11 protein-coding genes are annotated in these 13,731 nt (G+C 62.6%); 6 read left to right on the forward strand and 5 right to left on the reverse strand.

Annotated elements, in window-relative coordinates; translation table 11 throughout:
* Positions 1-353: 353 nt before the first annotated feature.
* A complete protein-coding gene (locus tag N826_RS18845; RefSeq protein WP_052831587.1) occupies positions 354-1,016 on the forward strand; it encodes a LuxR C-terminal-related transcriptional regulator in 663 nt (220 codons plus the stop codon).
* A 108-nt stretch (positions 1,017-1,124) separates the two neighbouring features.
* On the opposite strand, the gene N826_RS18850 is transcribed toward N826_RS18845, so the two are convergent.
* From N826_RS18850 to N826_RS18860, 4 genes are all read right to left on the reverse strand, one after another.
* Complete coding sequence (locus N826_RS18850; RefSeq protein WP_211099329.1) at positions 1,125-3,179, reverse strand: PHA/PHB synthase family protein; 2,055 nt, start codon at positions 3,177-3,179, stop codon at positions 1,125-1,127.
* 87 nt (positions 3,180-3,266) lie between these two features.
* The gene (locus N826_RS43130) at positions 3,267-3,440 is read right to left on the reverse strand and encodes a hypothetical protein (RefSeq protein ID WP_157599349.1); all 174 of its coding nucleotides are present in this window, start codon (positions 3,438-3,440) and stop codon (positions 3,267-3,269) included.
* A gap of 153 nt (positions 3,441-3,593) precedes the next feature.
* Positions 3,594-4,742: an alpha/beta fold hydrolase gene (locus N826_RS18855; RefSeq protein ID WP_052831589.1), complete on the reverse strand. Its 1,149-nt coding sequence runs from the start codon at positions 4,740-4,742 to the stop codon at positions 3,594-3,596.
* A gap of 124 nt (positions 4,743-4,866) precedes the next feature.
* Entirely contained in the window at positions 4,867-5,922 is a 1,056-nt protein-coding gene (locus N826_RS18860; protein WP_063772275.1) for an ABC transporter substrate-binding protein, read from the reverse strand.
* An 840-nt stretch (positions 5,923-6,762) separates the two neighbouring features.
* Here N826_RS18860 and N826_RS18865 point away from each other — a divergent pair.
* Genes N826_RS18865 through N826_RS18875 form a run of 3 tightly spaced genes read left to right on the forward strand, consistent with a single transcriptional unit; the run spans position 6,763 to position 10,409 of the window.
* Positions 6,763-8,061: a hypothetical protein gene (locus N826_RS18865; RefSeq protein ID WP_052831590.1), complete on the forward strand. Its 1,299-nt coding sequence runs from the start codon at positions 6,763-6,765 to the stop codon at positions 8,059-8,061.
* Between the two features lie 24 nt (positions 8,062-8,085).
* Positions 8,086-8,553: a hypothetical protein gene (locus tag N826_RS18870; protein ID WP_044431354.1), complete on the forward strand. Its 468-nt coding sequence runs from the start codon at positions 8,086-8,088 to the stop codon at positions 8,551-8,553.
* 14 nt (positions 8,554-8,567) lie between these two features.
* A complete protein-coding gene (locus N826_RS18875; protein ID WP_044431355.1) occupies positions 8,568-10,409 on the forward strand; it encodes a GMC family oxidoreductase in 1,842 nt (613 codons plus the stop codon).
* Between the two features lie 280 nt (positions 10,410-10,689).
* Here the strand turns inward: N826_RS18875 and N826_RS18880 are convergent, their stop codons facing one another.
* Positions 10,690-11,220 carry a hypothetical protein gene (locus N826_RS18880; protein WP_244619365.1) on the reverse strand — a complete coding sequence of 177 codons (531 nt, stop codon included), beginning with the start codon at positions 11,218-11,220 and terminating at the stop codon, positions 10,690-10,692.
* A 179-nt stretch (positions 11,221-11,399) separates the two neighbouring features.
* Between N826_RS18880 and N826_RS18885 the strand changes: the two genes are divergently transcribed.
* Positions 11,400-12,698 carry an amino acid deaminase gene (locus N826_RS18885; protein WP_044431360.1) on the forward strand — a complete coding sequence of 433 codons (1,299 nt, stop codon included), beginning with the start codon at positions 11,400-11,402 and terminating at the stop codon, positions 12,696-12,698.
* Between the two features lie 100 nt (positions 12,699-12,798).
* Positions 12,799-13,677 carry a hypothetical protein gene (locus N826_RS18890; RefSeq protein ID WP_044431363.1) on the forward strand — a complete coding sequence of 293 codons (879 nt, stop codon included), beginning with the start codon at positions 12,799-12,801 and terminating at the stop codon, positions 13,675-13,677.
* Positions 13,678-13,731 lie beyond the last annotated feature (54 nt).

Genomic DNA, 13,731 nt, shown 5'->3' on the forward strand with positions numbered 1-13,731 from the left:
GGCTCCCAGTTGAGCGGTATCATCCGCATCATTTAGCTTTTTATTGAATTCTTTACGATTTCACATCGAAAGAGGTAGCTGGGTGACTTGACAATAAAAACTTACATGAAATCGATGTTCCGATGCTATAGGATACTTACAAGACCAAGCACACGTTCCTAAGCTGACAGCCATCAGGGGCAACCAAAAAGAGAGATTTTGGAGTTGGCGGGCTTAGCAGCTAAAGAATTCTTGCGAGGGGGATCCGATCCGTGGAGAGCAATCAAAGACTAGCCTGTTGGGAAGTCGCTGGACCCTTGCTGTTTGTTTCAAAAGCAACCAGTTTCCTCCAATGGCAGATGTGATAGCGCCAGATGACCAGTAACTCATTGAAAGTCCTGATCGTCGACGATCACGCGCTCGTCTTGCACGGCTTTGCTCTTTCCGTGCTTGAACTTTTCCCAACCGCCGAAGTGCTCGAAGCGAACTCGCTTGAGGGAGCATTGGCCACGGTCCGCAGGAACCCGGATCTCTCTTTGGTTCTATTCGATCTCCATTTGGACAGTGACGATGGACTGACCGGAGTCCGCCGGATGATCGAGGCTTTGGACGGAGTGCCGCTGATCGTGATATCGGCATCCGACGAAAGCGCCGACGTGATCGACAGCGTCCGCGCCGGTGCGAAGGGCTATATTTTGAAGTCGGGATCGTCTGCCCTGCTGGAGCACGCGATTTCGCTCGTCCTGTCCGGAGAAACCTACGTTCCGCTGCCGCGGACCGTCCTGGTCAGCGCCATCGCGGCGGAACCGGAACGGCCTACCAATCATATGCTGGACAGGCTGACTGATCGCCAGCGCGACGTCTTCCAGCTTCTGCTCGCCGGGCATTCCAATAAGGAGATCGCGCGCTCACTCGGCGTGCTGGAAGGCACGGTCAAGGTTCATGTTCGCGCTATCATGCAGAAACTGGGCGTAAAGAACCGCACCCAGGTCGCTGTCGCGGCGGCAAGGGCAGGCTGCTTCCCGGAAGAAGTCTGAAGATAGGAAACCCGGCTACGGCGGCAGAAGTCCGATGCCGCCGGAGCTCGATCGGATAGCCCGAGCCGGACCGCCCATTCGGACTGCCCGGCCGGACCCGATCAGACGTTACTTCTCCAGGACGTAAGTTCCCGGCGCGTTGCACACCACAGGATACTTGTCGCTCCCCAGCGCCGGGGCCGGCACCATATCGCCCGCATGCGCGTTCAGCCACCTGACCCAGTCGGGCCACCAGCTTCCGGGCTGCTTGTCGGCGCCCTCCAGCCACGCTTCCGGAGACCTCACGTCGCGCGCACCTTCGCGGACGCTGTAGCCGCCCTTCTTGCCGGCGGGGTGGTTGATGATCCCGGCAATGTGGCCGCTCGACGCCATGACGAAGCGGACATCGCCGCCGGTCAGCTGGGTGATCTTCCATGCGGCGTTCCACGGCACGATATGGTCTTTTTCAGCCCCCACCGCGTAAATGTCGACCTTGACCTTGCCAAGGTCAATCGGCACGCCGGCCAGCTGGATCTTGCCGGGCTTGACCAGGTTGTTCTCGACATAGGTGTTGCGCAGGTACCAGCTATGGGCCGCCCGCGCCATCCGGGTGCCGTCGCTGTTCCAGTAGAGCAGGTCGAAGGCCGGGGGCTTGCCGCCCAGCAGGTAGTTGTTGACCACGTTGCTCCAGATCAGGTCGTTGGAGCGCAGCAGGTTGAACATGTTCGCCATCTCGCGGCTGTCGAGATAGCCCCGCTCCATCATCTGCTGCTCGATGAAGTCGATCTGCGGTTCGTCCATGAAGAAGGCGCTGTCGCCGACCCGGCTAAAGTCCTGCATCGACACCATGAATGTAGCCGATCCGAACCGGGTGTCGCCCTCCGCCGCGAGATATGACAGCGTCATCGCCAGCAGCGATCCGCCGATGCAGTACCCGACCGGATTGACGCTGTCGCTGCCGGTGATGTCGCGCACGGCGTCGGCGGCGGCCAGCGGGCCGAGATTCATGTAGTCCTCGAAGGTGATGTCCTCCATTGAGGCATCGGGGTTCTTCCAGCTCACCATGAACACCGTGAAGCCCTGGTCGACGAGGTACTTCACCATGCTGTTCTTGGGCTGCATGTCCAAGATGTAGAACTTGTTGATCCACGGCGGCATGATCAGGATCGGCACCTGACGGACTTGCTCGGTGGACGGCGAGTACTGGATCAGTTCGATCAGGCGGTTGCGCAGGACCACCTTGCCCGGAGTCACGGCCAGATTGCGGCCCGGCTCGAAGGCGGTCGCGTCGACCATGCTCAGCCGGCCTTCGCGCAGGTCGTGCAGCAGGTTGCGGGCACCGTCGGCCAGACTGGCGCCACCGGTCTCGACCGCGCGCCGCAACGCTACCGGGTTTGACATCAGCAGCAGGCTCGGGCTCATCGCATCGACGAACTGGCGCAGGTGGAAGGTGATGCGCTCACGCTCCTGCGGGTCCATGTCTTCGTCCTCCATGCCCTGCCTCAGCAGAAAATCGGAGGCCAGCAGATACATCTCCTTCAGGGTCTTGTAGACGGGATTGCCGTTCCACTCCGGGGCGTCGAACCGCTTGTCGCTGCCGGTGCCGGTTTCCGGCGCCGTGCCCGTGGTCAGGCCCCACCAGCGGGCGCCGGCGGAGTTCCAGGTCTCCATCGCCGACGACCAGATCTGCATGTTGAGCTCCGCCGAACGCGTGAAGGCCTTGGCGGGGTCGCGGAGCGACCGCAGCCAGACTATCCGGAGCGCGCGGACAGCCTCCGCCCAGTCTACCGGAATCACTTCGCGCAGGGGGTTGGCGTTCCACATGCGGTCGATCGATGCCAGCATAGGGTCGGCGGCGACGAAGCGCTGGAACTGTTCCACCCCGGTCGCCAGTAGCGACCCCGATACGGCGTCGGCGCTCGCCACCCACCACGGCTGTTCCGTGCTGCCGACAGGGGCGAAGCCCCCCATGTTCTGCTTCATCCAGGACATCCACAGACCAAGCGCCGCCTCCGGAGTGGGTATCCCCATCCCAGCCTGACCATCGGCCGGCGGCTGGGTCTCCGATGCGGACCGCTCTTCCGGAGCCCCGGTCGTGGCGCCGCCGCTGGGGGCGGCTTCCTCGGCGCGCTTGCCGGCGGATGGCCGGCGGCGGCGGGTGTCTTCACCCTTGATGGTGGCCATTGCGGTATTCCCCCCTTGTGGTGCCGGACTGGCCGGCGTCGGCTTGTTGAGGCGTAGCTTTGCAGTAGTGCCGTCTTTTTATGGCCGCTATCGCCCGGACGGCTTGCCCTTGCCGCGTCCCGCCTGCTCCCGGGACGGAGCCTCCCCGGCGATCGGCTTCTGCGGCAGGATGCCTGGACTTGTCTCCGTCGACGGAGTTTCGGGCGTATCCGTGTCGTTGGCGAAGTTCGGTTCGTCCTTGTCGGTGGAGGAATTGCTCATTCCCCTGTCTCCTTCATGCGGTGCTCGGCAATCCGATGATGAAACATCTGATAAGGGCGATCCTCACCGGACAGATTTATCATGACCGCGCGTTCGACGGCAGGGGTATGGCATGGGTGCGGCATTCCGGCATTCTCCCGTCCCCAGCAGCGGTCAGCCGGCGCTGGCGATATCCTTCTGCCAGCCGATCACTTCCGGCCATACGGCCTGATGGGCGGTGCGTCCGATCAAGGGTCCGACGTGCTGGAGCGACACCCCGACGTCGCCGCCATAGGTGACCGTCCGCTTGTTGGCCGCCGGCGAGGCCTCGATCACCGGCAGCATCGACGCCGGTGGGATGATCTGGCTGTCGTTGCCCAGGATCGCCAGCAGGGGTGACGCAAGGCCTGCTGGGGACGCCGTCCTGCCGTTGATCTCCAAGGTGCCGCGGGCGAACCTGTCCTCCCGGTAAAGCTGCTCGATCAGTTCCTCGAACAGCCTTCCGGGCAGCGGAAACTCGTCCAGCGTCCAGCGCTCCACAGCAAGATGGGCTTGGAACGCCCGTGGATCGGCGAGACTGGCGATCATGTCCATCCGCCGGTCCCAGTTGAACTCGCGCGGGGATGCCTTTGCCGAAACCATGTTCAGGAAGGTGCCGGGGATATTGCCGAAAAGCTCGCGCAACGCCGCCGCGTGCGGTGCGCCCGCCACGACCGGCGCAAAGACGCCGCTGTCCGGGCCGAAATGCAGGGGCGCCTCGACCACGACCAGGCCGCGGATACGGTCCGCGTGCAGGCTGCTGAAGATGGTCGCCAGGGTACCGCCCAGCGAATGCCCGGCGATGAAGATGCGGTCGCCGTCGCCCGCAGCCGCGATGGCGTCGGCGCACCGCAGGATCAGGCGGTCGGCATAATCGGCGAGCCCGAGCGGCGATCCGGCCCGGCCCTTGCCGCCGGTCTTGCCGCCGTCGTCGTCGGCTGGTTCGACGGGCTCGATCCACTCCGTCATATAGACGCGGAAGCCCGCCTCCAGGTAGCGGCGGACGACGCTGACATGGGGCAGCAGGTCCCAGATGTAGCCGCGCTTGATCGGTGCGGGAACGATCAGGAGGGTAGGGCCTCCTGGAACGGATGGCTGCTCCCCATAGAGTCGGAGCCGCACGTCCGGCTCGTCCAGAACCGTCCTGAACGGCGTTTCCTGCCGCCCAAGACCCATGCTGTCCATGGCATTGCCGCGCCACCGCCGTACGGCGTCGAACCTGCGCAATGCGTCGGCCCAGAAGGCCGCACCGTCGGAGGAAGGGCCTTCCCTGTCGTCCGCCATTCCTGTCTCTCCAATTTTCCCGGAACCGGCGCCGGTACTTTCCGGCCCGGTTCGCTGGACAGGCTTGTATCACAGGTACGGCGCCGATGGGCAATCGTCGGCCCCGGCGGCCTGTCATCAGGCTTCATCCGATCCGCGGCCGTATGTCCCGCGTCGCGTTCAGGATGTCCATGGTCACCAGGTCGTCGACCCGGGGGACCTTCTTCGGGAACTGGCCGAGCCGGGCGAACAGTTCTATCTGGTCCGCCCAGACATCCTTGTCCATGATGCCCCAGCCGCCCTTTTTCGTGGCGCCGTTGAAGGCGTAGGACAGCATCACGTCGAGCGCGGACCTTTCGTCCTCCGCGTTCAGGTGAGGAAACTCGGCGATCAGGAGGTCCAGCGCCTTCTCACGATTGTTGAAGGCGAACTCCCAACCCCTGCTCGTTGCCCGGACGAAGCGGGCCAGGAGATCCGGCCGGTCGACGATGGTCTGGAGCGTGGCGTAATAGGGATGGGCATAGAGCCGGACACCGGCGTCCCAAAGCCGCAGGTCGACCCGGTCTGCTCCCAGGATCTTGAGTGCCGCGGTATTGGTCAGCCAGCCCGCCATGACGTCGACCTCGCCCGTGACCAGCGGCGTCATGTCCGATCCGGTCGTCATCAAGGTGACATCCCGCAGATCTATGGCATTCTTGGCGAGGAAGACGCGAACGAGGATCAGGCTCGTCGGCGACACGCCGATCCGCTTGCCCAGGAGGTCGCGTGCCGAGCGCACGGGGGCTCGCTTCCGCGAAAAGAAGCAGAAGGGGTGCTGCTGCGCGCCGACCGCGAAGCATTTGAGCGGCACGTTCTGGGAAACCGCCACCATCAGCGAGGGAGTGGACGAGAGTTGCCCCACCTCCGCCCGTCCGGCCGTCACCCGGGAAAGACCGTCGATATTCGGTCCGCCCTGAACGATGTTCAGCTCGACGCCTTCCTGTTCGTAGAAGCCCATCCGCTTGGCGCAGACCTCGCCAGTCTGGTTGTTGGAGTTGAGCCAGCCGATCTGGAAGTTGATCCGTGCAGGACTTTCGGCGTGGCCGCCGGCGGAGAGGAAGACGGCGGCCGGCGCCGCCGCCAAGGCAAGCGAACCGGCCGCACATGCTCCGATGAACTCGCGCCGGGCGGGAAATATGGGCGAAAGACTTTTTGGTCGCATGCTTCGAGGCCCTTCGGCCGGAAAAGTGGCAGGCATTCAAGAAGAACGTGTTTCATCTTGTGTCCGGACCGGCGGAGCCGGGCGCTTCGCCATCTCCGGCAATCGCACTGAAGTATAATATTAAAACCTATGATAGAAAATAAACTACTATAATCACCTATTAAGCCACTAAGTCCAAAGAAACTCTCTGGTTGATAGATTTACATGCCCGTCCGTTATCATTCAACAGGTTTGAAGGGCAATACCTATGTTTCATGCCGAAAAAAGATCCTCCTCGACAGATGAGAGCATCTTAGGAGGTGCAATGAAAGCTTCAAAAAGTCAACAATAGGCCCGCTTATCTCTGATTCGGCGTTGTGGAAACTTGAAATATACATTAAATATTTTCACCATTTGTGAATAAGTTATCAATATAAGAACTAGTAAATTCCCAGAGTCAGATTTCAGATTTGAAACAATCTCACAACATACTTTGATTTTCTCCACTCGAACAGGGTCTTCGATGATTTTCATGTTCTGGGTCATATGCCCGATACGGGAATCAAAAAAAACCTGAATTTCAGAACAGAAATAAAAACTTAATTGAATGGATGCAGTTTTCAAGCTAGCGTCCTTCTATTGCATTGGTAGGCAAATGCATACAGGCGCATATGTCGACTATTATTGGGTTGAGGCGCCAGTCGATCAGTTCCGCCGGTATATCATAAACAGATTCTGATAATCGATGAGGCAGCCATGCGACGCTTTACGGCCCTAGGGGCGACATTTGTCTTCGGGTCATTATGTGCTTTTGTCACGGCCGGTTTCCCGGGCTCATCGAGCGCAGCCGATCAGGCGATCGTGCTAAGCCCGGTCCTACCCGCCACCGTCGCCGTACCGCAGCCGAATCCCGATCTAGGCCAACTCCAGACCGACTTCGACGTTTTCTCCTGGCAGACCTTCGTCGCTCTCAACTGGCCGGCCGATCAGAACGGCAACGCCAACACCGCCGTCACGATCGGACAGCAGGGCACCACGCCTCCCGGCGTATGGGAAACCTGGAAGGAATCGACCGAAGTCTTCAAGGACGACGGGACGCCTCCGACGCCCTGGGGCGACCCCGACCGGGATATCCCGGAGGCCTGCAAGAAGCTGGCGGCTTCCGATGGAAACAAGCTCCTGCCGCACGTCGCCAAGAAACCGGACGTGCTGTTCTCTTCGACCCAGCCGTTCCTGTCCGGTCCTCTGATCGACCAGAACGGCCAGTTCGGCCGGTTCGAGATCTCGCTCAACAAGTCGATGTTCGACTACATCGTCGGCAACGAACTCTACAATACGCAGGGACAGCAGAGATTCGCCGACCAGGGCAAGAAGGTCGCGTTCGCGTGCACGGCCAACGGGACCTCGGATACCGGCGCCGTCATGGTCAAGGCCGCCTGGAAGATCCTGGGGCAGAGCGACGACGCCGCGGGTTTCTATACGCGCAAAGCCCTGGTCTGGACGCCGGCCCTGACCGACCCGGCCGATCCGGCCAAGCCGGTCACCCCCGCCACCTGCATGATTTCCGATGTCGGCATGATCGGCCTGCACATCGCGACCAAGGTCAAGAACACGTCGCAATGGGTCTGGTCCACGTTCGAGCACAAGGGCAACGTGCCCGACCTCGACGGCCTCCCGGCCAAGCAGCCCTACAGCTTCTACAATCAGGACTGCAAGGGCTGCACGCCGGTCAACCAGCCGCCGCCGCGCCCCTGGGACCCCAACAAGCCGGGCCAGCCGACCCAGATCGCCCGGGTGACCCCGATCGACCCGTCGACGACGGCGCTGAACAAGTCGTGGCAGGCGGCGCTTGCGGCGGTCAACCCGACCTCGCCCTGGCAGAACTACGAACTCGTCAGCACGCAGTGGCCGACGCTCGTTTCCAAGGACTGCAACACCCCGGCGGCCGGCGCCAGTCCGCTCGGCAATCCGGCCCCGCAGTTCCTCGCCAACACCACGCTGGAAAGTTACATCCAGGGCAAAACGCCGAACGTGTCGTCGAGCTGCATCGGCTGCCACAAGAACGCCGCCGCGATGACCGGCAACTTCTCCGACTTCACCTACATGCTGTCGATGGCGAAACCGCTCGCAACGCCGGCTCCCGCACCCGCCAAGCCCTGATTTCCCGCCGCGGAGTCCACTCCCATGGATGACAAACAGTCTAAGACGGCCTTCATCGGTCTGTCGCAGGCTCTGACCGGCATAGCCGGCAGCCTGCTGGTGCCTCAGTTCGACAGCATGAATATTCTTCAGACGATCTATGACGGGTTCGTCAACAATGCCGGCCCTTATGCCGCCCAGGTGATCCTGGAGCGCTTCGTATCGCTCCGGGATCAGGGATTGGGCGACGACGAGATCGCCGGCCGCATCCTCGCCGACGCCGACAACGGCCCCGTCGCCGCGTCGCTCACCAAGCTGTGGCTGCTCGGGAACTGGTATCCTCTCGGCAGCCAGTCGAACCCCGTCGTGATCTCCAGCAACGCGTATATCCAGGGCTGGGCCTGGAAGATCGCACAGGCCCATCCGATGGGTTACTCGGAGCTGGAGCCCGGCTCCTGGGCCGAACCGCCCCCGCCGCTCGGCGATTACATCACGCCGACGCCCCAGTCCTGACAGGAGCAGCATCCATGCAGCCCACCAGCAGCACCGCCGCTCCCGGTACGGACGGCATAGTCTACGACGTCGTCATCGTCGGCGCCGGCGTGTCCGGCGGGATCGTCGCCAGCGAACTCGCCGCCAAAAACCTCAACGTCCTGATCATTGAGGCCGGCCAGCCGATCCCCGCCAGCCGGCAGGACTACATGGAGCGGTTCTTCACCTCTCCCGCCAAGCTGCCGGAAGCGCCGTATCCGCCCAATCCGATCAACGCGGACCCGTCGGAATTCAACGTCGGCCGCGCCACTACCAACGACCTCGCCAATGTCCGGGACCAAAGCAAGAGCTATCTGGTCCAGAACCTGGGCGACAACCAGACGCCGTTCACCAGCACCTACGAGCGGGTCGGCGGCGGCACGTTGTGGCACTGGCTGGGGACCTCGCTCCGGCTGCTGCCCGGCGACTTCGAACTGAAGTCGAAGTTCGGCCACGGCCGCGACTGGCCGATCCCCTACGACAGCATGGCTCCGCTCTACGCCCGGGCGGAGACGGAGATGGGCGTCGCCTGTACCGTCGAGACCCAGCAATACATGGATGGCCTGTATCCGCCCGGCTATCAGTATCCGATGCCGAGTATCAAGCAGTCCTACCTCGACAAGACGCTCCAGCGATCGCTTGCGGGCGTGCAGATCTATGGCGAGCCGATGAATCTGGCGCCGACCCCGGCGGCCCGCAACTCGAGACCGTATCAGGGCCGCAGGGTCTGCGCCGGCAATACCAACTGCATCCCGATCTGCCCGATCGAGGCGAAGTACGACGCCACGGTCACGATCAACAAGGCGCTGACCACCGGCAAGGTCACCATCCTCTACCGGACCGTCGCCTCGCGCGTCAACGTCGACTCGCTGGACGGCAAGATCAGCGGAATCGACTACATCACCTGGACAGACCCGCGAGGCGGCGCCTCGGGCCATGGGACGGCCGTCGGCAAGTTCTATGTCCTCGCAGCCCACGCGATCGAAACGCCCAGGCTGCTCCTGATGTCGGCCGACGACCGGATGCCCAACGGCGTCGCCAATAGCAGCGGACAGGTCGGACGCAACCTGATGGACCATCCGCTCTACCTGAGCTGGGCGCTGATGCCGGAGGACAAGCCGATCTACCCGATGCGCGGCCCGATCTCGACCTCCGGGATCGAGACGCTGCGCGACACCGCGCATCGGCGGAAATGGGCGGCGTTCCGGATGGAGATCGGCAACGAAGGCTGGAACTTCCCGATTAACGATCCGTACCAGACGCCGCAGGACTACATCGACGGCACCAACGTCTCGCAGCTTAACCCCAAGCTCGAGAAGCTCCACGGCACCGCCTTGGTCGAACGGCTCAACAAGCTCTTCATCCGCCAGTTCCGGATCGCCAACCTGGTGGAGGAGGAAGCCAACCCGAGCAGCCGCGTGTCGCTGTCCTGGGGCTATCAGGACCGCCTCGGCCTTCCCCGGCCGCTGATCGACTACCGGCTCAGCGAATACACCCGGAAAGGATTCAAGAAGGCGCGCAAGGTCAATTCGGCGATCTACAAGGCGGTCGGCGCCACGGAGTACACCGTCACGAACACCGAAGACCCGACCTACTTCGAGGTGGACGGCGAGGGCTTCAACTACTTCGGCGCCGGACACATCATGGGAACGACGGTGATGGGTTCGTCGAGGGCCGACTCCGTCGTCGATTCGGACCAGCGGTGCTGGGACCACGACAACCTCTACATCGTCGGCAGCAGCACCTTCCCGGCGACGGGAACGGCCAACCCGACGCTGACCATCGCCGCCCTGTCGTTCAAGACAGCCGACATCCTAGGCAAGCGCCTGTCTAAATGATCCGGGCTGGGCACAAAGAACCGGCATAGAAAAAAGCCGCTCGGGAAAGTCCCGAGCGGCTCGAGTTTTTACAGGGAGGAAACGCTGTCCAGAGGACATCGTGGAATGGACTATAATATGAAGATGGTTAACGAAGTGTGAGCCGCCTCACAGGCCCTGAAAAAATTCGGTGAGGTTGCGGAATTCCTTTGGGACCTGCGCGTTCACACCACAAAGGAGTATCGATGCCAATCGAATACTCCCTATTTGCGCTCGTATTTTGGCCTCTCACCGGCGAATGTCAGAACTCCTCCAGGCGCTTCGGACTGCTCTTCAGCAGGTTGTCCAGCATGCCGACGATCTGCTCGATCTCGATCCGGGTCGCTTCCAGCGCATCGGCCGTCTTGTCGTCGATGCCGGCTTCGAAGATCATCATGTCGAAGTAACCGTTGACGACACCGAAGGCGGTCATCTCGTCGGAAAGGATATCCCAGGCACCCAGCGAGTGGGTGAGCGTCAGCGGCGGGTTGGAGAAGAACCCGTGGCTGAGATGCGTGAATGCCGACAGCGCCTTCAACTTGGCCCGGATGACCCATTGATTGAAGCCCTTCGGCAAGCTCTCCTCGACTTTGGGAAACCGTTCTTCGATGCTGAAGATCAGGCTCTGGATGCCAAGGTAGTTTTCGCGGACCTTCTTGTAGTGCAGGAAAGTTTCGATGACCTTGGATGAGGACTGGCGCTGTAGGGCGGTGATATCGTCGGCAAGCGTTCGCGACATTCCGATGACGATCTGAACGTCTCGACGGGTCGATGTGGAGAAGGATGTCGTCACGTTATGCCGCCGCCTCAGTTGCTGGTTAAGAAATTACCATACCCGGCACCTGTTCGGAACAGCGTGGTACCGCCTTCGGAAGACCCCCGGATAATCCGACATCGCGGGTTTCCGGGCAATTAAGACGAAAGATCGGTTTTGCGAAAGCCGGCCGTATCGAGAAGCGAGGGGAGCCAAAGATGGCCATGGACGACAGCCTGATGGTGGACGGGCTAACCAAGGGCATCCCGCCCGGAATCCAGCCGATTCCGCTGAACAGCGTCGGCGGCATGGGATGGAACGTGCTGCGGGAAGACATGACGATGCCGCTTGCGGTCCTCAAGCGATCCGCTCTCGACCATAACGGCCGATGGATGGCGCGTTTCCTCGAGGCCACCGGGACCTTGCTGGCTCCCCATGGCAAGACCACGATGAGCCCGGCCCTGTTCGACCGCCAGCTGGCGGACGGCGCCTGGGGCATCACCCTTGCCACCGTTCAGCAGGTGCGCGTCGCGAGGGCCGGCGGCATCGGCCGCATCGTTCTCGCCAACCAGCTCGTCGGTCGGCAGGCCATCGGCTATATCGCCGCCGAAATGGCGCGCGATCCCGGTTTCGACTTCTACTGCCTTGTCGACTCGGTCGACGGCGTCCGTCAGCTCGCCGACCGCCTCCGCACCGATCCGCCCGGCCGGCCGTTCCAGGTGATGGTGGAGGTCGGGGCGATGGGCGGCCGGACCGGCTGCCGGACCGAGGAGGTCGCATTATCCGTCGCCCGTGCCGTCAAGCAGGCCGAACCGCTGCTGGCGCTGCGCGGCGTCGAAGGCTACGAGGGCATGGTCAGGGGAGACGGGGGAGGAGAGGGCGACAGGGACGATGCCATCCGCGCCTTCCTCGACCGCATGGTCGGCGTCGCCGCGTCCTGCCTCCGCGAAGACCTGTTCGCCGCCGGACCCGTCATCCTCAGCGCCGGCGGCTCCGCGTTCTACGACATGGTCGCCGGCCGTCTCGGCACCGCCGGTCTCCCGCGCGAAACCCTGGTCGTGCTTCGCTCCGGCTGCTACTTGACCCACGACAGCAAGTCCTACGAGACGATGTTCCAGCAGATCCGCACCCGCATGCCGGAGGTGGACGGCTTCGGCCCCGGTCCCTCGGCGGCGCTGGAGGTCTGGGCCTATGTGCAGAGCCGGCCCCAGGCCGACAAGGCGATCCTCACCGTCGGCAAGCGCGACATCTCCTACGACGTCGATCTTCCGGTGCCGACGCTCTGGTTCCGGCCCGGCCTGCACGATGCTCCCGCCGCCATGCCGCCCGGGACGGCGGTTGTGGAACTCAACGACCAGCACGCCCATCTGTCGGTGCCGCCTGAAGCGGACCTGAAGGTCGGCGACATGGTCGCCTTCAGCATCTCGCATCCGTGCACGACCTTCGACAAATGGCAGGTCCTGTTCCTGGTCGACGATCGGTACGACATCGTCTCGGCCGTCAAGACCTGGTTCTGACGCTTCAGTTTCGCGATTGCCAAAGCTATGCCCAACGTCTTATGGTGCGAGCCATTGCAAATAGCTCGCATTCGCGAGTAACACTGAAACGGTGGGGACAATGGCTGGTTCGAAGGTGAAGATCTGGGTGGGGCTGGGTGCCTATGTACTGGCCAGCGGTGCGGGGACCGCATTGGCGCAGACTTCCGACGCCGACTATTCGCTCCATGGCAAGCATGGCGTCCAGATGGCCCAGGCGGCCACCCATGGCGGCCACGGGGGCGAGGGCGGTGAAGGTGGCGAAGGCGGCGAGGGTGGTGAAGGCGGCGAGGCCGGTGAATCCCAGGCGCTGGCCGGCCTCAGCAAGGAGCAGGCTTATCTCGCGAACATCTCGATGATCCGCGGCCACCTGAATGTCGGCAACGAACTCTACGCCGCCGGCAAGACCAACGACGCCCTGCCGCACTTCCTTCATCCGGTGGAGGAACTCTACGGTGAACTGAAGGAGGTCATGGACGAAAAGAAGGTCCCGGCCTTCAAGTCCGATCTGGACAAGCTTTCGGGCATGGTCAAGCGCAAGGTGCCGGCCCAGCAGGTCCAGGAGCAGACCGAGGTCGTGCTGACCCGCCTGACCGAAGCCACCTCCGTCATCCCCGCCAACACCCTGTCCGATCCGGCCTTCGCCCTGCCGGTCGTCGTGGGCGTGCTGCGCACCGTCACCGACGAGTACACCGAAGCCTTCGAGGGCGACACCATCGCCAATCCGGTCGAGTACCAGGACAGCCTCGGCTTCGCCCGCGTCGCCAACGCGATGGTCGAGCTGATGACTCCGGCCCTGACGACCAAGGACGCGGACGCCGCCAATCAGCTGCGCGAGCAGATGAACACGCTGCTGACCACCTGGCCGGCGGTGACTCCCGCCAAGAAGGCCGTCCGGTCAGCATCCGAGGTTTCGGCCCTGGTGTCCCGGATCGAGTTCGCCACCGCCCGGCTCCGCTGACCTCCGTCCAACTCGAACTTCCTGACCTGACCTAAACTGACCCGACCAGGACGG

It is taken from the genome of Skermanella aerolata KACC 11604 (assembly GCF_000936425.1).
Taxonomy (GTDB): Bacteria; Pseudomonadota; Alphaproteobacteria; order Azospirillales; family Azospirillaceae; genus Skermanella; species Skermanella aerolata.